This is a genomic window from Pseudooceanicola batsensis HTCC2597, from assembly GCF_000152725.1.
Classification (GTDB): Bacteria; Pseudomonadota; Alphaproteobacteria; order Rhodobacterales; family Rhodobacteraceae; genus Pseudooceanicola; species Pseudooceanicola batsensis.
The window spans coordinates 105,079-126,582 of sequence record NZ_AAMO01000007.1; the positions used below are offsets into that span (position 1 = coordinate 105,079).

General features: G+C 62.5%; 19 protein-coding genes. 12 read left to right on the plus strand and 7 right to left on the minus strand.

Translation table 11 applies throughout. The features are described 5' to 3' along the window. The first annotated feature begins 170 nt into the window (after nucleotides 1-170). From OB2597_RS00510 to OB2597_RS00535, 6 genes are read left to right on the plus strand one after another with little or no spacing between them, the layout of a single operon-like run. On the plus strand, nucleotides 171-1,562 hold the full coding sequence (locus OB2597_RS00510; RefSeq protein ID WP_009803537.1) for an acetate--CoA ligase family protein: 1,392 nt from the start codon (nucleotides 171-173) through the stop codon (nucleotides 1,560-1,562). After that, complete coding sequence (locus OB2597_RS00515) at nucleotides 1,559-2,230, plus strand: acetate--CoA ligase family protein (protein ID WP_009803538.1); 672 nt, start codon at nucleotides 1,559-1,561, stop codon at nucleotides 2,228-2,230. Before OB2597_RS00510 ends, OB2597_RS00515 begins: the two co-directional genes overlap by 4 nt. 59 nt (nucleotides 2,231-2,289) lie before the next feature. Continuing rightward, nucleotides 2,290-2,727, plus strand: coding sequence for a MaoC/PaaZ C-terminal domain-containing protein (locus tag OB2597_RS00520; protein WP_050759171.1), 438 nt, complete (start codon nucleotides 2,290-2,292; stop codon nucleotides 2,725-2,727). Further along, nucleotides 2,724-3,866, plus strand: coding sequence for an acyl-CoA dehydrogenase family protein (locus OB2597_RS00525; protein WP_009803540.1), 1,143 nt, complete (start codon nucleotides 2,724-2,726; stop codon nucleotides 3,864-3,866). The genes OB2597_RS00520 and OB2597_RS00525 overlap by 4 nt, the downstream gene beginning before the upstream one ends. A gap of 47 nt (nucleotides 3,867-3,913) precedes the next feature. After that, a complete protein-coding gene (locus OB2597_RS00530; protein WP_009803541.1) occupies nucleotides 3,914-5,086 on the plus strand; it encodes an acetyl-CoA acetyltransferase in 1,173 nt (390 codons plus the stop codon). A 28-nt stretch (nucleotides 5,087-5,114) separates the two neighbouring features. Then, nucleotides 5,115-5,495 carry a Zn-ribbon domain-containing OB-fold protein gene (locus tag OB2597_RS00535; RefSeq protein ID WP_238529682.1) on the plus strand — a complete coding sequence of 127 codons (381 nt, stop codon included), beginning with the start codon at nucleotides 5,115-5,117 and terminating at the stop codon, nucleotides 5,493-5,495. A gap of 83 nt (nucleotides 5,496-5,578) precedes the next feature. Here OB2597_RS00535 and OB2597_RS00540 read toward each other — a convergent pair whose 3' ends face one another. The 5 genes from OB2597_RS00540 to OB2597_RS00560 all read right to left on the minus strand — a co-directional run bounded on the left by OB2597_RS00540 (nucleotide 5,579) and on the right by OB2597_RS00560 (nucleotide 11,920). Beyond that, a complete protein-coding gene (locus tag OB2597_RS00540) occupies nucleotides 5,579-7,522 on the minus strand; it encodes a TRAP transporter permease (RefSeq protein ID WP_148234629.1) in 1,944 nt (647 codons plus the stop codon). A gap of 87 nt (nucleotides 7,523-7,609) precedes the next feature. After that, nucleotides 7,610-8,626: a TAXI family TRAP transporter solute-binding subunit gene (locus OB2597_RS00545; protein ID WP_238529683.1), complete on the minus strand. Its 1,017-nt coding sequence runs from the start codon at nucleotides 8,624-8,626 to the stop codon at nucleotides 7,610-7,612. Next, nucleotides 8,623-9,390 (minus strand): CoA-transferase, encoded by a 768-nt coding sequence (locus tag OB2597_RS00550; protein WP_040608754.1) that lies wholly within the window; start codon nucleotides 9,388-9,390, stop codon nucleotides 8,623-8,625. The genes OB2597_RS00545 and OB2597_RS00550 overlap by 4 nt, the downstream gene beginning before the upstream one ends. After that, nucleotides 9,387-10,346, minus strand: a complete 960-nt coding sequence (locus tag OB2597_RS00555) for a CoA transferase subunit A (protein WP_238529684.1) — start codon at nucleotides 10,344-10,346, stop codon at nucleotides 9,387-9,389. Before OB2597_RS00555 ends, OB2597_RS00550 begins: the two co-directional genes overlap by 4 nt. Before the next feature lie 146 nt (nucleotides 10,347-10,492). Further along, complete coding sequence (locus OB2597_RS00560; protein WP_009803547.1) at nucleotides 10,493-11,920, minus strand: hypothetical protein; 1,428 nt, start codon at nucleotides 11,918-11,920, stop codon at nucleotides 10,493-10,495. 522 nt (nucleotides 11,921-12,442) lie between these two features. On the opposite strand from OB2597_RS00560, the gene OB2597_RS20765 reads away from it, so the two are divergent. Genes OB2597_RS20765 through OB2597_RS00575 form a run of 3 tightly spaced genes read left to right on the plus strand, consistent with a single transcriptional unit; the run spans nucleotide 12,443 to nucleotide 16,076 of the window. Next, complete coding sequence (locus OB2597_RS20765; protein ID WP_009803548.1) at nucleotides 12,443-13,873, plus strand: MmgE/PrpD family protein; 1,431 nt, start codon at nucleotides 12,443-12,445, stop codon at nucleotides 13,871-13,873. An 8-nt stretch (nucleotides 13,874-13,881) separates the two neighbouring features. Next, entirely contained in the window at nucleotides 13,882-14,931 is a 1,050-nt protein-coding gene (locus OB2597_RS00570) for an acyl-CoA dehydrogenase family protein (RefSeq protein WP_274377785.1), read from the plus strand. Further along, nucleotides 14,928-16,076 carry an acyl-CoA dehydrogenase family protein gene (locus tag OB2597_RS00575; protein ID WP_009803550.1) on the plus strand — a complete coding sequence of 383 codons (1,149 nt, stop codon included), beginning with the start codon at nucleotides 14,928-14,930 and terminating at the stop codon, nucleotides 16,074-16,076. The genes OB2597_RS00570 and OB2597_RS00575 overlap by 4 nt, the downstream gene beginning before the upstream one ends. Nucleotides 16,077-16,220: 144 nt before the next feature. Here OB2597_RS00575 and OB2597_RS00580 read toward each other — a convergent pair whose 3' ends face one another. Next, nucleotides 16,221-17,051: an IclR family transcriptional regulator gene (locus OB2597_RS00580; RefSeq protein WP_084658450.1), complete on the minus strand. Its 831-nt coding sequence runs from the start codon at nucleotides 17,049-17,051 to the stop codon at nucleotides 16,221-16,223. 34 nt (nucleotides 17,052-17,085) lie between these two features. Beyond that, on the minus strand, nucleotides 17,086-17,568 hold the full coding sequence (locus tag OB2597_RS00585; protein WP_009803552.1) for a MaoC family dehydratase: 483 nt from the start codon (nucleotides 17,566-17,568) through the stop codon (nucleotides 17,086-17,088). A 319-nt stretch (nucleotides 17,569-17,887) separates the two neighbouring features. Here OB2597_RS00585 and OB2597_RS00590 point away from each other — a divergent pair, with 319 nt between their 5' ends. From OB2597_RS00590 to OB2597_RS00600, 3 genes are read left to right on the plus strand one after another with little or no spacing between them, the layout of a single operon-like run. Continuing rightward, entirely contained in the window at nucleotides 17,888-19,000 is a 1,113-nt protein-coding gene (locus OB2597_RS00590; protein ID WP_009803553.1) for an acyl-CoA dehydrogenase family protein, read from the plus strand. A 16-nt stretch (nucleotides 19,001-19,016) separates the two neighbouring features. Then, nucleotides 19,017-20,243, plus strand: coding sequence for an acyl-CoA dehydrogenase family protein (locus OB2597_RS00595; RefSeq protein ID WP_009803554.1), 1,227 nt, complete (start codon nucleotides 19,017-19,019; stop codon nucleotides 20,241-20,243). A 49-nt stretch (nucleotides 20,244-20,292) separates the two neighbouring features. Then, nucleotides 20,293-21,438 (plus strand): TAXI family TRAP transporter solute-binding subunit, encoded by a 1,146-nt coding sequence (locus tag OB2597_RS00600; protein WP_009803555.1) that lies wholly within the window; start codon nucleotides 20,293-20,295, stop codon nucleotides 21,436-21,438. The last annotated feature ends 66 nt before the right edge of the window (nucleotides 21,439-21,504 follow it).

Genomic DNA, 21,504 nt, shown 5'->3' on the forward strand with positions numbered 1-21,504 from the left:
GTTTTGCGAAATTTTCCGACGTCAAGCCCTAGTTTGCGGCTATGACAGCCACACTCTGTCCGGAACCAAAATCCATTGCGAGAATAATCGAACAGTCGTTAGATCGATGAAATGAGCCGATGCTTTTTCACTTGACGGAGGAAATTGTGGCAGAGCCAAGCACGAATCAAATGGCGGCATGCCGGCCCACGGTTGCCGAGGCACTGGACGGGTTGTTCGATCCGCGCACCATCGCGGTGGTCGGCGCATCCCGCACCAAGGGCAAGTTGGGGCAGGCTGTTCTGGCTCTGCTGAAGAGCAACGGCTACGGCGGCAAGATCATTCCCGTGAACCCCTCCGGCGGCGAGATCGAGGGCCTCCAGGCCGGGCGCGACCTCGAAGAGATTGACGGCCCGATCGACGTCGTTGTGCTGGCAACCCCGGTCGGTGCCGCCCTTGACGCTCTGGAAACCTGCACCCGGCTCAACGTGAAGGTCGTCGTCGGGGTGACGTCGGGCTTTTCGGAAGCCGGGGACGACGGGCACGAGAACGAAGAGCGTCTGCGCAAGATCATGCAGGACGCGCCGTTTCGCCTGGTGGGGCCGAACTGCGAAGGCGTGGTGCGCCCCGCGTCGGACCTGCAACTGACCTTCAGCCCGATGTTCAACGGCCTTCGCCCCGGTCCCGTGGCGATGATTTCCCAGTCCGGCGCGCTTGCAGGCCTTATGGCGTTGCGCTTGGGCGAACGCGGCGTGGGCATCAACGCCATCGTCTCGAGTGGCAACGAAACCGACCTGACCGCGGCGCATCTGCTCGATTATTTCGGCAACGATCCCCAGACGCGGGTGGTTCTTTGCTACGTCGAGGAGCTGCGCGACGGACGCCGCTTTGCCGAAGCGGCTCAACGACTGACAAGGGCGGGGAAGCATGTTGTCGCGGTCAAGGGTGGCCGCAGCCGCGCCGGGTCGCGTGCGGTCCAGTCGCATACCGGCGCCATGGCCGGGGACGACCGGGTGATCAGCGCGGTCTTCCGCGAAACCGGGGTTATCCGCGCCCGCGAATCCGTGGCTGCCGTCGATGCCGTCACGGCCCTCGCCGCAGGCAGGCGGCCTGCCGGCAACCGGGTCTGCATCATCTCAGTCACCGGCGGGCTCGGAGTCGAGATGACCGACCTGGCCGAAAGCGCTGGCTTCGAGGTTCCGGTCTTGGACGAGGCAACGCAGACCGCTCTGTCGCGCTATGTGCCGTTCTACGGCTCGGTGTCGAATCCGGTCGATCTGACCGGCGTCGTTCTGGCGAATCCCACCTATGTGGGCCGTTGCCTGGAGGCCGTAGCGGCCGATCCGGGCGTGGATATTGCCATCGCAATTATCACATTCGTGCCGGATCAGCAGTTCATCGAGGCTTTGGCCGAGGCGTTCGACCGCACCGACAAGCCGATTCTGATCGTCTGGACCGGTTCGGCGCGCAGCAATGCCTCGGGTGAGGCCCTGCGCGAACGGGCTGTCCCTGTCTACGATTCGCCGGCCCGGGCAGCATCGGGCCTTGCGGCGCTGGCGGCCACCACGGGAGAAGTGACATGACCCACAGGGAAACACTGGAAAACTGGCAGCGTGCCGGGCGCAAGGTGGTCCACGAGGCCGACGCGAAATCCCTGCTGCAACGGATCGGTGTGCCGGTGCCCCGACGTGATCCGGCCAACGGGCGCTGTGTCGCCAAGATGTGTCATGATGACTATCCGCACAAATCCGATCACGGGCTCGTCCGATTGGGGCTTTCCCCCGACGAGGCGAAACAGGCCGCCGCCGAAATGGCGGAACGATTTGCGGGCGGTACGGCGTTGATCGAGGAAATGGAAGAAGGGGCCGTGGCCGAATGGATCATCGGCTGCAAACGTGACGACACCTTTGGTCCGATCGTTCTGGCCGGCCCTGGCGGCATTCTTGTTGAACTGACCGATGCGGCCGAAATCCGGCTTGCGCCCGCAGCACCGCAAACCGCCCAGTCCATGCTGCGTTCGGGTCCGGGCGCGCGGCTTCTGGAGGGATTGCGGGGTGCGGAACCGGCCGACAGAGATGCCCTGGCAGACCTGATTTCACGCATATCTGTTTTCTTCGCTGAGAACGCCGATCTGATCTCGGAAATCGAAATCAACCCTGTGATGGTTCGGGCGAACGGGAAGGGATTGACCGCTGCCGATGCCCTGATCGTTTTGTCACCCAAGGCGGACGAACAGGAGAATTCAACGTGATACGTCACCCTTTCGGAGAGTTGTCGCTTGGCCAGACCGGCGTTTCAAGCGGGCGGACGATGACCGAAACCGATGTCGTCAATTTCTGCATGTTGACCGGAAACTGGCTGGAGTTGCATTCCAACGTCGAGCACGCCAAGGCGTCTCTTTATGGCCAGCGCCTGGTGCAGGGCAGCCTGGTGTTTTCGATCGTCAATGCGATGATCCCCTTCGACAGTTCTGTGCTGGCGGCGTTCTATGGCTGCGACAATCTTCGTTTTCTGCGGCCCACCTTCATCAACGACACCCTCTGGGCCCGCGTCGAAATCACCGATCTGAAGGATCACGACGAAAAGCACGGCGTCGTGACCAGCAAGCTGGAAGGTATCAACCAGCGCGACGAAACGGTCCTTCGCTGCGCGTTCAGCCTGTTGATCCGCAAGGCGCGTCTGGATCGCCCCGGAGAGCCGGACAAGATCCGCGCGGTGCACGAAAAGACACAAGGAACGTCCTCATGAACTTCTTGACCCCGGAACAGGAGATGTGGCGCGCGACCGTCGAGCGTTTCGTCGATGAAGAGATCGGCCGCGATTATATCCGAAAATGCGACCGCGAGCGCGAATACCCCTACGAGGCCTACGAGAAGGTGGCCAAGCAGGGCTGGCTCGGCATTCTGTTTTCGGAAGAGAGCGGCGGTCTTGGTGGCGACATCATGGACTATGCGCTGATGTGCGAGGGGCTGGCCAAGTACGGTTTCGATTTCTCGACCGGCCTGATGGTGGCGACCTTCACCGCGATGAATGTCGAGAAATTCGGCACGCCCGAGCAGAAAGAGCGGTACATTCAGCCTTTCCTCGATGGCGACATCCGCTTCTCGATCTCGATTTCCGAGCCGGGCGCCGGGTCGGATGCGGCTTCGACAAAGACCCGCGCGCGGCGTGACGGCAACGGCTGGGCCCTCAATGGGCAGAAACTGTGGTGCTCGGGCGCTGCGGCTGACAATGCCATCCTTGCAATGCTGACCCGGACCGATCCGGACGCCCCCAAGCACAAGGGGCTGTCGGTCTTCCTGATCCCCAACAACACCGAAGGCCTGGACATTCGCAAGCTGCCGACAATGGCGCGCCGCGCAACTGGCACAACCGAGATCTTCGTGGACGACGTGAAACTGCCCGCCGATGCGCTGCTGGGCACCGAGAACGATGGCTGGAAGATCATCACGGACCATCTGGAACTGGAACGTGTGGCCGTGGCCGCAGCCTACGTCGGCAATGCCCAGACGGCGGTCGACGATGCCCTGCGCTATGCCCACGAACGGATCCAGTTCGACAAGCCGATCTTCGACTTTCAGGTGATCCGCCACATGCTGGCGGACATGCAGACCCAGGTCGACGCGGCTCGGCTGCTGGTCTATCGCGCCGCCAGTCTGGCCGCGGCCAAGACGCCCTGCATGCGAGAGGTCTCGATGGCGAAACTCTATGCTTCCGAGACCCTTCAGACAGTCACCCGTAACGGAATGCAGATCCTCGGCGGCCACTCGATGCTGCCCGAAGCGGACATGGAGCGTTACTTTCGCGAAGGGATGCAAAGCACCATCGGCGGCGGCACCTCGCAGATCCAGCGCACGCTTATCGCCAAGACAATGCGTCCGGGCTGACCGCCCGGACCGGATCGGCACGGCCCGACAAGAAGGAGAAAGAGCATATGAAGAACGGACGAGATCCGGTGATCGTCGGTGTGGCCGACGCGGCCCTGGAGGGCGGCAAGTTTGTCACCAAGGCCTCGGTCCTGGGCCATGCCGCATTGGTGGCAAAGGCTGCCGTCGAAGAAGCCGGGCTGGAACTGAGCGATGTAGATGGTCTTCTGACCGCCGGCATGTGGGGGGTGCCGGGGCCCGGCCAGCTGGCGACGGTGACGCTTGGCGAGTATCTCAACATCATGCCGACATTCGTCGACGGCACGAATATTGGCGGTTCGGCATTCGAGGCCCACGTCGCGCACGCCGCCATGGCCCTGCGCGAAGGCTATTGCGAGGTTGCGCTGATCGTCTACAGCTCGGACCAGAAATCCCTGCGTAGCCGCAACCTGGGTGGTCGACCCTCGGTCCTGTCCATGCAGCATGAGACACCCTACGGAATGCCGACGCCCGTGGGCGGCTATGCGATGGCCGCACAGCGCCACATGCATGAATACGGCACCACCTCCGAGAACCTGGCCGAAATCGCCGTCGCGACCCGGAAATGGGCACAGTTGAACCCCGACGCGACGCGGCGCGATCCGCTTTCCATCGACGACGTGCTGTCCAGCACGATGATCTCGGAGCCGCTGCATCTGCTGGATTGCTGCCTCGTCACCGACGGGGCCGGTGCCATCGTGATGACCACCGCCGAACGGGCCAAGGATCTTGAAACCAAGCCTGTCGCGGTAAAGGGCTATGGCGAAGCGCATACCCATTGGGCCATCGGCGAGATGCCGGATCTCGCCCGCCTGCTTCCCGCGCAAAGGGCAGGGGAACGCGCGATGAAGATGGCCGGGGTGAGCCATTCCGATATCGACGTAGTCGAGATCTACGACAGCTTTACCATCACTGTTCTGCTCTCGCTCGAGGCTCTGGGTTTCTGCAAGACCGGCGAAGGCGGCGATTTCGTGTCGGGCCAGCGCACGGCACCGGGCGGAGCGTTTCCGATGAACACCAGTGGCGGTGGCCTCTCGGCGCTGCATCCGGGCATGTTCGGGATGTTCCTGTTGATCGAGGCCGCCCGGCAGCTTCGCGGCGAGGGCGGCGAACGCCAGGTCGAGGGCGCCGAGACCGCGCTGGTGCATGGCACCGGAGGCACCCTGTCCTCGGGTGCGACCGTAATCCTGCAGAAGGACTGATCCGATGAGTTCCGAAAAACCGCTTCCGGTGATCGACCATGACAGCGCCCCCTATTGGGAGGCCGCGCGCCAGGGCCGCCTCGACATCCCGCTATGCGGCGATTGCGGCAAACATCATTTCTATCCGCGCTCCGTGTGCCCTTACTGCCATTCCGACAATCTCCGTTTCGAGACCGTGAGCGGGCGTGGCGAGGTGCATACCTTCACGATCGCGCGCCGTCCGGCAGGCCCGGCATTCGCGGATGACGTGCCCTATGTCGTGGCGTTGATCGAACTGGAGGAAGGCCCCCGGATGATGAGCCGGATCCAGACCGACGATCCCGAGAAGGTTCATATCGGGGCCAAGGTAGAGGTGACCTTCGTCAAGGCAACCGACGAAGTTACCTTTCCCAACTTCAAAATAATCTGAGGCCGGAGGTATCGCCCCTTCGGGTTCGGATGTCGAAGGGCCGTCGCAGAGTTTATCTGCGGCGGCTCTTCGCTTTTCGGGGGTCACCCGGCGCGGCCGGGTTGCGGCGCTCCTTGCAGAAACCGCCACGCCAAAAGCCCAGCCAGCGCCAGCCCGCCAAGAATGTCAGCCGTCGGCGCGGCATAAAACAGCAAGGCCGCCGCCGACAGGAACAGCAACCGGCCGAGGGCCGGCACCTTTCCACGAAACCAGCCGCTCGTGCCAACGCTGACGGCAAAAACCGCGGCGCAGGCCACACCCATGTCCAGAAGGATTTGGCCCGCTGTGCCTTGGCCCATGATGCCCGGTCGGAAGACAAAGAGAAATGGCACCACATAGATCGCTCCGGCCAGCATCAGCGCGCGCCCCGCCACCCGCCAGAAATTGGCCCCCGCCAGGGCGGCGGCCGCATAGACACTGGCGCAGACCGGTGGCGTGATGGCTGACAGGATCGCATAGTAGAAGACGAAGAGATGAGCCGTCAGTTCGGGCAGGCCAAGCCGTACGAGGCTCGGCGCTGCAATCGCCGCTGCCAGCACGTAGGAGGCAGTCGTCGGAACGTCCATGCCCAGCAGGATCGCCAGTACAGCCGCCAGCAACAACGCCACGATCAGCCCCTGACCCGACACGGAAAACAACAGGTTCGAGACCTTGACCCCGGCACCCGTCGCCGTCAGAACCTTGACGACGATGGCGGCGCAGGCCAGCAGCGCCGCGATCATCACCAACGCCCGCCCTGCTTCGACCATCCCTCCATGGACGTCGCGCGCCAGCTTGGCCCAGCAGGCCAGCACACCCTGCTCTCTGCCGTCGCGCGAGAATGGTCGCACCACCACACAGGCCAAAACCAGCATGATGATCGCACCCGCACCCGCATAGCTCGGCGTGTAGCCGTTGAACAGGAAAAAGACCATCGCCGCGATGGGAAGAAACAGCGGGATCGACTTGTCAAGCGCGAGGAATTCCGCCGGTTCGGGCATTTCGCTCTTCGGTGTCGGTTGCAGCTCTGTGCGGCGCGCATAGAGATCCACCCCGAGCCATACGGCAAGATAGTATAGAAATGCCGGACCGATCGCCGCGATGACAATATCGGTATAGGGGATGTTGAGGAACTCAGCCATGATGAAGGCCGCCGCCCCCATCACCGGCGGGGTGAGTTGCCCGGCGGAGGAGGCAACTGCCTCGACCGCCCCGGCAAATGCCGACGGATAGCGCAGCCGCTTCATCGTGGGAATGGTGATCGAGCCGGTCGCCATGACATTGGCCACCGCCGAGCCGGTGACCGTCCCGAACATCGCCGAAGACAGGGCACAGACTTTTGCCGAGCCGCCATAAGAGCGCCCGGCGATCCATGTGGCCATTTTCATGAAGGCATCGGTCGCCCCGGTGGACAACAGCAGCGCCCCCAGCAGCACGTAGATCACGATGACCCGGGCCCCGATATCGGCCAGGTAGCCAAAGAGCCCGGTGGTCGAACTGTAGAATGTCTCGACAGCCGTGCGTGCCGAAACGCGCGGCGGACGCCAGGCACCCTCGATCAGATCATGACCGAAATAGAAATAAACAACGGTGCAAAGCGCCAGCAGCGGCAGGAACCAGCCGATCACCCGGCGCGCCGCCTCAAGGGTCAGCAGGACAGCCACCAGACCGGCCGCCTTGTCGAGCGGCCCATAGCGCACCATGATATCCGAAAAGCGATCCCGATTGACAATCGCGTAGAGGCAAACCCCAAAGGCCAGCAGACCGAGCGTGATATCCACCGCCCGTTCAATCCCGCTTCGCGCACCCGTCCTCGAGGTCCGCGCGGCATACAGAAAGAACGCGCCGCCAATTCCGAAACCGACAAAGATCGGTCGCTGAACCAGCGGTTCGAACTGGCCGAACAGGGCATTGTAGAAGTGCAGCGCGACAAATGCCGCGAACAATGCGCCAAGCGCCTGTCCTCCGCGCCTTTCCCAATACGGCATCGCGGTCGATGTCTGCGTCATGTTCTCTCCGATAACGGCAGCGGCGGGGTGCCCGCAGCTCCCCGCCTGGTCAGCCCACGCGGCCGTCCTGACGGCCCGGGATGTCGGTCAGCTTCCGGCGGCCTCTCTCCAGTAACGCTCCGCGCCCGGATGATAGGTGACACCCGCCTCCATCGTGGCGACGGCATCGGCGGCAATGTCGTAGTCGGCCAGCTGCGGCCAGGCTTCGACCAGCAGATTCATGTTCTGGTGGATGCTGCGGGCGATGTCATAGGCGGTCTGCTCATCCATGACACCGGTGCGGGTCAGGAAGAAAACGTTGAGCTTGGGCACCCGCATTGCTTCGGAACCGGGAATGAGCCCTTCGGGAAGCGTGATGAAACCGACACCCTCCATGGACTCTTTCGCCGCATTCTCCTGCTCGTCGGAGAAGCCGATCAGGCGCATTTTGGTGCTGGTCATCAACTCTTGCAGGGTTGCATCCACCGAATCCGCGGCCCCGTATTTGCTGTAGCCGACAAGCTGGCGATTCTTGATGCCTTCCACGGCGTCACCGACGGCACCATGCACCAGGTCCGCGTTGATATCGAACATCGACAGGACATTGGTCGTCAGCGTCTCGGCGGCCGATCCCCGGATGCCGGGATTGAATTTCTTCCCGTCCAGCTCTTCGAGCGTGGTCACTCCCGATTCGTCGGTGACCGCGATCAGCAGGATCGAGGCGCTGTAGGGATAAAGCGCAACCGTATCGGCGATGGCGTTGCCTTCGAACTTGCCGGTTCCGTTCCTGGCGGAAATCAGGATGTCGGTGGTGGCAAGACCAAGGTCGATTTCGTCGCGCGCCAGTCGCAGGACATTGTCGACGCTGGCCCCCGTCTCGATCACGCTGACCGTGGTGCCTTCCATGCCGCTTTCGATCGCCTTGCTCATTGCAACCGAAATGGTGAAATGGCTCGATGTCGGGCTGGTCGTGCCCATCGTGAGATCCTTGGCGGATGCAGCGCCGCCAAGGGCCATGGCGCCCACGGCCGCGATAGCACCGAGCGCGGCCCGGTATCCGGTCAGTTTGCGTTGGAACATTTTGTCCTCCCGTTTTGATAGTTTCTGCCAGGCCCGGCCGCTCATGCGCGCAGAGCCCCCGATGGGTCGATTCTCTCTCTCAGAACGCGCAGTTCCGCGTCTGTTGGCGGCCGTGTGCGCGGCACGTCGCCCCTGATCGCCAGATCGAACCCCGTATGACGCTGGACGTCCTCGGGCGTATTGCCCGCATGGACCGATTTCAGGCGCATGCGCAGCGTCGTCTTGTCGAAATCCATAACTGCGCGCGGTGTCACCACCAGGCGCGGCCCTTCATTGACCAGCCCGGCGTCGCGTTTCGCGGCAGGCCCGGAAAGATGTCCGGGTATCGTGATGAAATCGACCTTCTCCACGAAATTCCGGGCCGAATGCACGGTAGGGCAAATGTAGAACCGCGATGAGGTGTGGCAGTATGACAGGTTTGCCGCCCCCGGCCCGCGCATCTTGGGCGCGTGCAGCGTGCCGCCGACATGGTGCAGGTTGATGTTGCCGAAAGCGTCGTGTTGCAGGCCGCTGTGAAAGAAGAAACCCAGCCCGTGATGGCTGTGGCCGAACAGCTCGATGAAGGTCTCGGCGGCTTCGCAACGGCCAAGCGCCCGGTCATCCAGCATGGACGGATAAAGGCGCCCCGGCTCGGGGTTGAAGAACATTTCGCCGCCGACCGTCAGGTTCGGTGCATGCAGTTCACGGGCCAGCGCGATGGCCGCCATCGGCACCAGCGCGGCGGCCCCCGCTGCACCCAGTTCCCCGTCCGCCAGGTCGCGGGCCAGCACGACGACCATCTGCTCCAGTGGGGACACCGCCGAGTTCATCCGTTCCGCGCCTCGGCTTCCAGCCGCGCGAAATGCGCACTGCCCCCGACTGCTTCGATGTAGTCCCCCTGGCTTTCGGGACCGGTCACATGGCGCGCAATGTAAGCGTTCAGCCCCGCGGCGTCGCCGGCCCGGGCGGCGTCTCCCAGATCGGCGTAGGCATCGATGTGTTCCTCGTCCATCGCATAGTTGGGAAAGCTCGCGGTAGGATGCGCTCCGAAGGGCACCTCGACCACTGCATCGACATAGTGAGACGGCACGGTGACCCGCGAAGGATCGTCCAGAACGACCTCCTCCGGGACGATCCTGTCGACGCTGGCAATGACCATGTCAGATGCGCGCGCCATCAGCTGATCGGCGTAGACCATTGTGCTGAGATGGCGCAGGTTCCCCCAACGGTCGGCTTCCTGCGCGTGCAGGAACGTCACTCTGGGCCGGATCGGCCCGACGGCGTGAATGTGGCGACCGGAGAATGGGCAGTCAATCTCGCGCAAGAGCGGGTTGTGTTTCAGAACGTCCGATCCGCGCAGCGCGTCGATTGGCTGGAATGGTACGCCATGTGCCGACGCCATCAGCCCGCCCACCACGGTCAGCGCATCCAGCGCATGGGCGGTCACCTGCCCAGCCTCGACCGCGCGGCGGAAATTGGGGCAAAGCCGGTTCTCCAGCGTAACGCCGGGAATGAAAACCTGTGCGACGGCCCCTGCCGCGATCATCAGGTCGATGTCATACCCCGCACCCGGCGAGGAATACACATGTAGGCCATCCGCGCCCGCGGCCAGCAACCCCCGCACCAGCGCGACCGGGCGACCTTGCTTGAACAGACCGCCGAGGCAAAGCTCGGGACGTTCTTCCAAAGCCCCTCGTGCCAGACGCGCTGCGTCTTGCAGGCTTGTGACCTTGCTGCAACGTGTGGGTTTCGCTTGGCCATCCATGGTTGGGCTTGCCACTTCCATACTGATTTCCGCAGATCACTCAAGATTTGCGCTTGTCCATCCTAGTCGACGGCTCGCGATCCATCACCTTCCGGCTGGCGCAAAGACTGATCGAACACATATGTGGGAATGCTTGCGCCCGGATCCTGACAGGGAATTGAGACCGGTCAGAACCACCCTGCCGCGACACCGCCGCCAACGATGAGCGTGATGAGGAGGATGCTCGCAACACCGAAAATTCCGTTCCACCGCAAACCGATGGTCAGCGGCCGCTCTCCCACGATGGAAGAGGTATAGACCACGGCCGTGATGGCCGGCCCCATGCAGATGATGCTGCTCCAGCCGCCCGCCAGCGCAAGGCCCAGAGCAAGCGGCGACAAACCATCCACGCCGACGCGGTTGACCACTTCTGCCAGCAGGACCACCGAGATCATCGGGTGCACGCCCAGAAGCCCCGTCAGGAACACCGTCATGATCAATAACACAACTGTCGTGACTGGCCGCGCGGCAATCCAGCCGAGATGGTCGGCAACCCATTCAACCGGCGCAACTTCCAGTGCGACAAGACCGATGAACCCCGCCGAGGCGATGACGCTCATCTCGGTCGCGAAACCCGGTGCCTGGGCCACGAATCGTCGCGACATTCCGCCAATGCTGCCGCGGCCGCTGCGCAGCGCCGACCAGAGCAGCGCGTAAATCGGAACGATGGTGATCAGGACGGTCTGGAAACTGTACTGGGTCAACCTGTCCAGCGTCACAACGGCGGCTCCCAGAAAAAGGACATGTCCGGCCACAATCAGGACAGCCCAGCGGCTCCAGCCCGGCAAGTCACCGTACAGGGCCGGTGCCCGGCCGCGCGCCGAGGGCGGGCGCCACCATTCCACCGTGTCGAACAGCCATCCCAGAAGAAACAGCACCCCGGCCAGCACAATCCCGTAGGGGGCCAGGGCCGCCCATTCGAGCCCCGGAATCGTGAGAATCATCAGATTGAGAGCGATCCCGAACGGCGTCCAGAAAGCGATCGAGGAAAACCCCCGCATACAGGCACTTACCATCCTGCGCTTGCGGGCCTGGAACACGAATTCGTCCATCTCATGCCGATGCGCCGCCAGCCCTTTCATGATGATCTCCAGCATCACACCAAGCCCGCCGAGGTTCAGAAGCACGCCGAACAGATGTCCGCCCGCACCCAGAGAGGCGTAACGACGGGTCGGCGGCTGCAGCGTCAGGAATTCACCGGCGACCTCGACAATCGGGTCCTGGGTGGCCGCGATGCGCAGGAATGCGACAGCCGACAGCAGCGCGGACAGGAACACGACACGCCCCGCCGCCTGAACGAAGATGCCGGTGTCGATGCCATCGGCCAGCGCCAGAAGGGCAATTGCGAGGGAAAAGAAAAGCAGCACCCATCCGACGCGGGCGATATAGCAGGAGGCAACAACGAGATAGATTCCGAAGAACGGCACGGCGGCAATGGACGCGACGCTGGAGGAGAAGACACCCTGCACGATGGCAGCGCCGAGACAAGTCAGCAGACAGATGGCGGTAATTCCGTTACGCTTGCATGAACGTTTCAGGGGCTCGACGGGCGACATCTGCCCCCCCTTTCCCGAAGGCGTCCGTTGTGTCTGTGACACAACGGCAGATGCGGTCGCTCATGGCACGATGGCGGAAATGCGATGCCGATAATTTCCCCTTCACAAGCAGGGACACGCGCAAGGACACACAAGGCGCTCATCTTATCGGCACAGGGACGGCGAGCCCGGATTTCCGGCGGAACCGACCGCCGTGTTTCCGGGTCTCTGAGGATACATCGGCAGGCGAACAATAAGACAAAAACGCCTCGAAATGTCTCTTCGCACTTGCGTGCATGTCTTCCCGACTTTTCACGCCGATACCCACAGCCACATTTGTTCTTCTTTCCGAAGCTTTGTCGGTCACGGCCCACGCCCGATCCGGCATGGATATGGGGGAAGGATGAACACCCAGATTGCCCAATGGCCGCAAAGATCACAACGCGAGTATCCTGTTCCCGCACATATGTGCGAAAGAGAGGGGCCGAGAGTTGATATCGTCCTGCTTCATGAGTCAGTGTACAGTGTCAGAGAAGGAAAAGGATGATCAGCGATTTCACCACCCGTTTGACGCGGTTCGTCGCCACGCCGCACCGGCTCAGCGATGCCGACGCCCAGCAGGCCGCGCTTTGCGTTGAGGATACCATGGCCGTCATCTATGGTGGGTGGCATGAACCGGTGGTTCGCCGACTGGCCGCGCTCGACGAGGGCGGGCCGACAGTCCCGGCGGGAGCCGCCGAAGGCGGCAGCCCCGAACAGGCCGCGTTCCTCAACGCGGTCGCCGGGCATGCGCTCGATTTCGACGATGTCCACACGGTCAGCGTCACCCATCCCAGTGTTGTAATCGTGCCGGCGCTGCTGGCCATCGCGGATGCACGGCCGGAGTCGGCCAGCCGCATTGCCCCCGCGCTTGCGGTCGGAACAGGCGTCAATGTCGCGCTCGGTCAAATCCTGGGTTTCGGTCACTACAACAAGGGCTGGCACGCAACATCGACCATCGGGGTTCTGGCATCGGCGGCAGCGGTCGCGCATCAGCTTGGGCTCGATGACGATGCGGTCAGTAACGCCCTGTCCCTGGCTGCGTCGCTGGCCGGGGGGATGCAGATCAATTTCGGCGCCATGGCGAAACCGATCCAAGCCGGAAACGCCGCCCTTGTCGGACTGCGCGCCGCCCGGATGGCCGAGGCCGACATCACGGGCGCCCCCGATATATTCGCAGCGCGCGGCTTCTTCGATCTCTATGCTGGCGCGGACGGGCTTGCGGCCGACTCCGCAGAGGTGGAACCGCGGATCGATCTGGGCACGGTGTCCCGCAAGCTGTATCCCTGCTGCTACCTCACCCACAGGATGATCGCCGCGGGGCGGCATCTTTACGCCGAACGCGGCGGCAACGCGGTGCCGGAAGGATCAGTGATCGAAATGACGGTGCCCGAAAACGTCATGGTCCCGTTGCATGTCACCGACCCCAAGGATGGAATGCAAGCCAAGTTCTGCGCCGCCTATACGCTCGCCGTGGCCCTGCATCAAGGCCAGGTCGGGCTGATGGATTTCGAGGGGGACAGCCCCCATCGCCCCGCGGTTCGCCGGCTTATGGACATGGTCAGTATCCAAACCACACCGGAAGTGGGGCGGGATCACGTCGGCGTGGACCGTGGCGCGGTCCATGTCCGACTGCGCAAAGGGAACGTAACCCTGGCCGAAACCTCAGTCGCGGCGCACCCCGGTTCGCCCTCGGATCCGGCGACGCCTGCAGCGATCGGGGACAAGATTGCCGATTGTCTCGGGAAATATCGCAGGGACGGGGGCGTGCCGCCCGCTGCCAGGGCGTTCCGCCGGGATCTGCGCACGCGGCTGCATCTTCCAGGGTTGCAAGAGCCGACGGCCCCCGACGGACAAACAGCCTATACGCGGCAGGACAGACCAGAGCATGGCACGTCCGCTGCCAATTTAGCAACGTCTGAAAGGACTGTCTGATGGACTCGATGATCCATGACATGGCCGACCGTCTGTTCCGCGACCATGTCACCCACCGCCTGCGCGAAGACGCCGCCTCCGGGCAATTCCCCGAGGCTCTCTGGATGCGGATCGAGGAAGCTGGACTAGCCATGGCGCTGGTGCCTGAGGCCGCAGGCGGGTTCGGCGTGCTCCCCGGCGAGGCGCTTGGGCTCGTGCGCCTCGCCGGGGCGCATGGCCTGCCCCTGCCGCTGGCAGAAACCCTGATCGCCAACGCGGTTCTGGCGGGCGCGAATCTGGCCCTTCCCGGCGGCAGGCTGACCATTGCCGAGGGCGAGGCGCTGCGGCTGGAACGGCGCGGCGAGAAGATCCACGCGAGCGGGCATCTGACACTGGTGCCGTTTGCCCGCTGGGCGAACCGGATCGTGACCAACGCCGTCCTGGACGGCGCCGATCACGTCCTGTCCTTGCCGGTCAAGGAACTGGCCCTGGACCCGGCGCAGGATCTTGCCGGGATGCCACGCGACGATGCCGAGGTCGATCTTGCGCTGACAGAGGCCGATGTCGGCGTCGTGTCGCGACCTGTGGAGGGGATGCGCGCGCTCGGCGCATTGATCCGCAGTCTGGCCATCGCCGGCGCGATGGAGACCATTCTGGAGATGAGCGTTCAGTACGCCAACGACCGGGTGCAGTTCGGGCGGCCCATCGGCAAGTTTCAGGCGATCCAGCACTATCTTGCGACCATGGCCGGAGAAACCGCTGCCTCGCGCACTGCCGCCGAGATGGCCGCAGTCAGCTATGATACACCAGCCTTTGCACTGACCGTTGCCGCTGCCAAGGCCCGCGCCGGGGAAGCGGCGGAGAAAGTCGGGGCATTGGCCCATCAGATCCATGGGGCAATCGGTTACACCCAGGAACATTCGCTTCACCATTTCACCAAGCGGATCTGGGGCTGGCGTGACGAGTTCGGCACTGAGCTCGACTGGACCGGGGAACTGGGGCGGGCTGCCCTGTCGAGCCCGCACGACACCTTCTGGCATTTCATCACCGACAGCGCTGTACAAGGAGCGCCTGCATGAGCCTCACAGCGTTTCCGCCCCCCCCGTCCTGCACCGACTATGACGACCTCCGGCAAGAGGTCCGCGCGTTCCTGGCCGAGGAACTGGCCGATTTCCCGCCCGAAAAACGCGCGGAGTCGTGGAATGGGTTCAGCCGCGACTTTTCACGAAAGCTGGCACGGCGCGGCTGGGTCGGCATGACCTTTCCCAAGGAATACGGCGGCCACGCGCGCAGTGCACTGGAGCGCTATGTCGTGTCCGAAGAGCTGCTGGCCGCCGGTGCGCCGGTGATTTCACACTGGATCGCAGATCGACAGAGCGGCCCGCTCATACTGGCCAAGGGCACCGATGATCAGAAACGCCGGATCGTACCACGAATCGCCGCGGGCGAGCTTTGTTTCTGCATCGGGATGAGCGAGCCGGATTCCGGATCGGACCTTGCGGCGACACGCACCGTTGCCACCGAGGTCGAAGGCGGGTTCCGGATCAACGGCACCAAGGTCTGGACGACCTACGCCCATGTCGCCGATTACATGATCCTGTTCTGCCGCACCGGCAAGAGCGATGACCGCCACGGCGGGATGAGTCAGTTCCTCGTCGATCTCAAGGCCACCGACAACATTCAGATCAGCCCGATCATCGACCTTGGAGGCGAGCATCATTTCAACCAGGTCGTGTTCGACGATACCTTTCTCCCATCCGATGCGCTGCTCGGCGAAAAGGGCGAGGGCTGGTCACAGGTCATGAGCGAACTGGCCTTCGAACGCAGCGGACCGGAGCGGTTTCTGTCGTCCTTCGCCCTGATCGAGGAATTGATCCGATTGCTGCGCGAGGACGCCACCGAAGCGCAGCAGGCCGAGATCGGCCGCCTGTCCGCACATCTGATGGTGCTGCGACAAATGTCACGATCGGTGGCCGGAATGCTGAACGAAGGAAAGAACCCGTCCCTGCAAGCGGCCATCGTCAAGGACCTGGGCGCGCTCTTCGAACAGGACATTCCGCGATTGGCTCGCAGTCTTGTCTCGCGTCCGGCAGTGCCCAACGGCCGCGACAGCTATGCGGCGGTTCTGGCCTTTACCGAACTTGCGGTCCCGTCGTTTTCGCTCCGCGGGGGCACCCGCGAAATCCTTCGCGGCATCATTGCACGGGGGCTGGGTCTGCGATGAGCCCGCCAGTGGTCCGGAAACCGGGACGGGCTGCGTGCACCTGGAGCGTTCCGGATCTTACCTGAATCATCCCGCGACTGAGATGTCCCGGGAACGCCGAAGGCGTGGCAAGGCATTCGTGTCTCAAGTCAAAGCCGAAACGGCTTAGTGCCAGGCGGTTTCATCAGGACCCTCTTCAAGCCCCGAAGGATAGCCTAGCGCTCTGGAAAGCCGTTCGGCCGCTGTCTTGGCCGCGGCCACATAGCTTTTTTCGTTTCGTTTGGCGCGCTCCAGGGGGGCGCCGATCACCAAGGCCCCTGCCAGGTTTCCGTCAGCACGAAAGACCGGCACCCCGAAACCCGCAGCATCGACATGCGCCGTGCCGGCCGTGCTGGCATACCCCGATTTGCGAATCTGAGAGATTATCCGCCGCAGTTCATTTTCGTCGACGATGGAGTTGGGCGTAAGGGGCTTCAACTCGGTGCGCCGAAAGTAGTCGTCCAGTTCCTGCTGCGTGTCGAAAGCCAGCATGACCAGCCCCGACGCCGAACAGAAAAGCGGCCGATTGATCCCCTGCTGGGCAACGTATCGAACGGGCTGGGGGCTTTCGACCACCGACGAATAAACGACATTCTCGCCATCCCGGACGGCAAACAGGATGGTTTCGCCCGTCTCCTTGACCACATCGCTCATCACCCCGCGCAGCACCGCCTCGAACGGGTGGTTGGTCAGGATCGACTGGGCGAACTGAAAGATCCTCGGGCCCAGAAAGTAATTGTCTTCCTCGCGCATCAGGTACCCCTTCTCGGTGAGAGGGCGAAGAAGCACCAGCAAACTGCTTTTGGGGCAACCAATCGCGTTGCTGAGTTCCGAAAGAGACATGTGCCGTTTGCTGTACGCCAACAGGTCGAAAAGCGCGAGGATACGGGTCAGAGACCGGGGCGCGCCTGATCTGTCTCCGGCGGCTTCAGCTCGGTCAGATCGCGCGGTTTTCATAATCGTGTCTCCAGTGCCGTTATCCGGAACACGCCTATGCCTCTCCCGGCTCAGTATCCGTCGTGCGTGCCTTGATCATCCGCAACGGCGTATACTCCAATACCTGCTCTCCAGTTTGCTTGAACACCTTGTTTCGCGTCCGCACCAGTCCTCGGTTCGGCCGACTCTTCGACCGGCGCGATTCGATTACCTCCACTTCGCAATGGATGGTGTCCCCCGCGAACGTGGGTCCCATGACCTTAAGTTCCATGTCCAGAAAGGCAAAGCCCGTATGTTGCATTGTGGATTGGGTCAAGAGCCCTTCCATGAAAGTGTAGACCAGCGCACCTGGAGCGGCGAAACCGGGAATGTTGGATTCCTTCTCGCGGAAGTCGCTATTGATGAACAAGACCTCAAGCATGCCGGTGACGCTGACAAAATTCGTGATGTCGGCTTCGGTCACGGTGCGGCCAATGGTCCGAAACCTGCGCCCGACCGGTAAATCTTCGTAGCAAAATCCGAGTCCTACAGTTTCCATTCCGCAAAATTCCCTTGATCAGTTCCATTTTCTGAGAGGGTTCGGCCACACCTGTCCTGCGCCCGGAACACGCCCCGGTTTTTCAAGGTTAGGCGGCAAGCTCGGCAACAATCAATCGACCGCCTCGTTTTTTACGGCTTTCACGCCGATTGAGCACATTCTTGATGAATCACATCCTTCGCTCCATGGACCGCTTTTCGGCACCACAGCACATATGTGGTTTCGCGCGGCTGGTGCCGGATAGCGTTTGGGACATACCGAGCGCTGAACTACCCTTTCGTGAGTGGGCAACCAATGCCATGATCCGAAGGGCACCAGCATGAATTTCGGTTTTTCCGACGAACAGGATGCTATACGCGACACACTGGCACGAATGCTGAGCGATTACGCCACTCTCGCGGTGGTGCATGACTGTCTTGAGACTGCCGAAGGGTTCGATTCCGCAACATGGGCCGCCTTGGCGGGCGGCGGATGGCTGGGTCTTGCGATTGCCGAAGACTACGGGGGTTCGGCGATGGGGGCGGTCGAACTGGCCGTTGTCGCCGAAGAGATTGGCCGCAGCCTGGCCGCCGTACCCTTTGCCCCGGTTCTTGGCCTGGCGACCCCGGCGATTCAGGACTTGGGCACGCAAAGTCAAAAAGGAAAGCTGTTGCCGGGCATCGCCGAAGGCCGCCTGATCGTCGCCACCGCGCTTGCCGAGGATGGAGGGTCTGCACCAGAAAGGGTCTCCGCAAAAGTGGTGCAGGACCGCCTTTCTGGACGCAAATCACCAGTTTTTTTTGCAGCCGATGCGTCATTTGCATTGGTCGCTGCGCTGGACGAAGGCGGCACCGTGCGCCTTTATCTGGCGGATCTTTCCGATCCTTCAGTGTCGATCAATCCGCAGGATGCGATCGACCGGACACGTCCGGCAGCCGAAATCGTCTTTCACGGTGCGCCGGTTGAAGTGCTGCCCGGTTCCGATCCCGCGGCGATCCGGACCCTTCTGGACGGCGCCGCAGTGCTGGCTGCCTTCGAACAGATCGGTCTGGCCGAACGCGCGCTTTCACTGACCAGAGACTATGCCTGCGAGCGGCAGGCATTCGGACGCCAGATCGGCAGTTTTCAGGCGGTCAAACACCGGCTCGCGGACATGTTCGCCAAGATCGAACTGGCACGGTCCAATGCCTTTTTCGGTGCGTGGGCGCTGGCGAGCGGGGATAACCGACTGGCCGAAGCCGCGGCTGTGGCGCGCCTCTCCGCACTCGTTGCAGTGCAATTCGCCACCGAGGAATCGGTGCAACTTCACGGCGGGATCGGATTCACCTGGGCCGCCGACCCGCACTTGTTTCTGCGGCGCGGCTGGCAATTGAAGGCCGAACTCGGTCCCGCCGATCTTTGGCGCGATCGGTTGCTTTGCGAACTGGCGAACGGACCAGCGGCCGCTAACTGACAAGGACACTGAACGAATGGATTTCAGCGATAGCCCAGAAGAAGCCGCATTCCGCGCCAAAGCGAGCGACTGGCTGGATGCCAACGCGACTCGCCGCGATGGCAGCGAAAAGGCACAGGATCATTTCATGGCCCGCGATGCCGACGAAGTTGCCCGCGCGCGCGACTGGCAAGCGCGAAAAGCCGAGGCGGGCTGGGCGGGGCTGACATGGCCCCGCGCGTTCGGCGGTCGTGATGCCACCCCGATCGAGCAGGTGATCTGGAATCAGGAGGAAGGACGCTATGCCGTACCGCCCAACGTCTTTCTGATCGGGATTGGGCTGGTCGGGCCTACGGTCATGATTCACGGCACCGATGACCAGAAAACCACATTCCTGCCCCGTGCCCTCACGGGCGAAGACATCTGGTGCCAGCTGTTTTCCGAACCCGCCGCCGGGTCCGATCTGGCCGGTATCCGCACCCGGGCGCGCCGCGAAGGCGACGAATGGGTGATTTCCGGTCAGAAGGTGTGGACCTCGGGGGCACATTATTCCACCCACGGCATCCTGTTGGCGCGCACAGATCCACAGGTGCCCAAGCACAAGGGGATGACCATGTTCCTTGTGAACATGTCCGACCCGGCCATCGAAACCCGTCCAATTCGCCAGATTTCGGGCAGCTCCAGCTTCAACGAGGTGTTCATCGACGACCTGCGCGTGGCAGACAGCGCCCGCCTGGGCGGTGAATCCGAAGGGTGGAAGGTGGCGCTGACCACACTCATGAATGAACGGTTCAGCATTTCCGTCGGCCGGGCCAGTGGCGGCGCACGGGCCGAGGAATTGATCGATCTGGCCACCCGTGTCGAACGGAACGGCCGCCCGGCCTTCGAGGACGGCGAAGTGCGCGCACGCATTGCCGATTTTATCGCACGGCAACGCGGGCTGGAATTCACCTCCTACCGGGTCATGACATCACTGTCGCGCGGCGATGCGCCGGGTGAAGAGGGCTCGATCGGAAAACTGCTGCTGGGCAAGCTGCGGCAAGAAATGGGCGCTTTCGGGATGGAACTGGCCGGAACTGCGGCCGGTATATCGGCCAAATCTGGAGATGACGTGGCGCGCTGGCGAAACGAATACCTGACCGCGCCGGGCAACCGCATTGCCGGGGGATCTGACGAGATCCAGCGCACAATCATCGGAGAACGCATTCTCGGACTGCCGCCTGAAATACGCGTGGATAAGGATGTCGCGTTTTCAGAGCTGTGATCCGAAGGGGAGACGTCCGGGACCAACGACCAACAAGGAGGAGAAAACCATGAAGTTCAAGATAACTGGTATCGCTGCCGCATGTCTGGCAATTGCGACCTCGGCGGGCGCACAAGACATCGATCTGCCTGACGTGATCGCGTGGTCGGCCTATGACACGGGATCGGCCGGTCATGCCCATTCCATTGCCATCGGCAACATGATGCGCAGCAATTACGGATCGACGGTCCGCGTGCTTCCGGGACGGAACGATGTCTCGCGCATGACGCCTCTCAAGAACGGGACGGTCGATTACTGCCTGTGCGGTATCGCCTCCTATTTCGCGGCCGAAGGGGTTTTCCTTTTTGCTGCGCCTGAATGGGGGCCGCAGCCGATCCGGGCAGTTCTTCAGGCCGTTGGCAACTACGGACTGGGTGTCGCTGTCGCCGCCGATGCGAGCATCGACACGATCGCAGATCTCAAGGGGAAACGGGTCGCTCGCGCCGTCAGCTCTCCCGCGATTGACAACAACATGGAAGGTCTTCTGGCCTTTGCCGACCTGACATGGGACGACGTGGAGGCGGTGGAATTTTCGGGCTATGTGAACTCTCTCAAGGGCATTCTGGAAGATCGTGTCGATGCGGCCTTTGCTCTGACGACGACCACTGTGAACTACCAGATCGAGTCGAGCCCACGCGGCCTCAAATGGCTTGAAACACCTGCGGACCAAAGCGAAGCCTGGGCCCGCTACACCAGCGTGACGCCCTTTGTCACACCGCACATGGTGTCGGTGGGGCCAACCATCGACCCCGACTCTCCCCTGCCCATGGCGCTGTACCCCTATCCGATCCTTGTCACTGAAACCGATCAGGATAGCACCGAAGTTCGCAACATCGTCGCCGCGCTTGACGAGGGGTTCGACGACTACAAGGATGCCGCCCCCGGTGCCAATGCATATGCGATTGACCGCCAGATCCTTTCCTGGGTGATGCCATGGAGCGATGGCAGCGTGGCCTACTTCAAGGGAAAGGGTCTTTGGACACCAGAGGCCCAGGCAAATCAGGACAAACTGGTGAATCGGCAAGACGTCCTCGCCCAGGCTTGGAGCGGATTTGTCGCCGACGCACCTGACGGTGAAGAAGAATTTACCGCTGCATGGATGAAAGCCCGCGCTCAGGCACTGGAAGAAGCCGGCCACGAGGTCTTTTTCCGCTGATGCGACGCGGCGCGGCGTCCAGCGGGCGTCGCGCAATAAACAACGCAGCACACAACAGGAATACGG

Bases quoted from the DNA above. Each gene is read 5' to 3' on its own strand.
- OB2597_RS00545 (WP_238529683.1), bottom strand. From the start codon at position 8,626: ATGAGCGGCCGGGCCTGGCAGAAACTATCAAAACGGGAGGACAAAATG.
- OB2597_RS00585 (WP_009803552.1), bottom strand. From the start codon at position 17,568: ATGGAAACTGTAGGACTCGGATTTTGCTACGAAGATTTACCGGTCGGG.
- OB2597_RS00600 (WP_009803555.1), top strand. From the start codon at position 20,293: ATGAAGTTCAAGATAACTGGTATCGCTGCCGCATGTCTGGCAATTGCG.
- OB2597_RS00540 (WP_148234629.1), bottom strand. From the start codon at position 7,522: ATGACGCAGACATCGACCGCGATGCCGTATTGGGAAAGGCGCGGAGGA.
- OB2597_RS00555 (WP_238529684.1), bottom strand. From the start codon at position 10,346: ATGGAAGTGGCAAGCCCAACCATGGATGGCCAAGCGAAACCCACACGT.
- OB2597_RS00595 (WP_009803554.1), top strand. From the start codon at position 19,017: ATGGATTTCAGCGATAGCCCAGAAGAAGCCGCATTCCGCGCCAAAGCG.
- OB2597_RS00520 (WP_050759171.1), top strand. From the start codon at position 2,290: ATGACCGAAACCGATGTCGTCAATTTCTGCATGTTGACCGGAAACTGG.
- OB2597_RS20765 (WP_009803548.1), top strand. From the start codon at position 12,443: ATGATCAGCGATTTCACCACCCGTTTGACGCGGTTCGTCGCCACGCCG.
- OB2597_RS00560 (WP_009803547.1), bottom strand. From the start codon at position 11,920: ATGTCGCCCGTCGAGCCCCTGAAACGTTCATGCAAGCGTAACGGAATT.
- OB2597_RS00530 (WP_009803541.1), top strand. From the start codon at position 3,914: ATGAAGAACGGACGAGATCCGGTGATCGTCGGTGTGGCCGACGCGGCC.
- OB2597_RS00575 (WP_009803550.1), top strand. From the start codon at position 14,928: ATGAGCCTCACAGCGTTTCCGCCCCCCCCGTCCTGCACCGACTATGAC.
- OB2597_RS00570 (WP_274377785.1), top strand. From the start codon at position 13,882: ATGATCCATGACATGGCCGACCGTCTGTTCCGCGACCATGTCACCCAC.
- OB2597_RS00525 (WP_009803540.1), top strand. From the start codon at position 2,724: ATGAACTTCTTGACCCCGGAACAGGAGATGTGGCGCGCGACCGTCGAG.
- OB2597_RS00515 (WP_009803538.1), top strand. From the start codon at position 1,559: ATGACCCACAGGGAAACACTGGAAAACTGGCAGCGTGCCGGGCGCAAG.
- OB2597_RS00580 (WP_084658450.1), bottom strand. From the start codon at position 17,051: ATGAAAACCGCGCGATCTGACCGAGCTGAAGCCGCCGGAGACAGATCA.
- OB2597_RS00590 (WP_009803553.1), top strand. From the start codon at position 17,888: ATGAATTTCGGTTTTTCCGACGAACAGGATGCTATACGCGACACACTG.
- OB2597_RS00510 (WP_009803537.1), top strand. From the start codon at position 171: ATGGCGGCATGCCGGCCCACGGTTGCCGAGGCACTGGACGGGTTGTTC.
- OB2597_RS00550 (WP_040608754.1), bottom strand. From the start codon at position 9,390: ATGAACTCGGCGGTGTCCCCACTGGAGCAGATGGTCGTCGTGCTGGCC.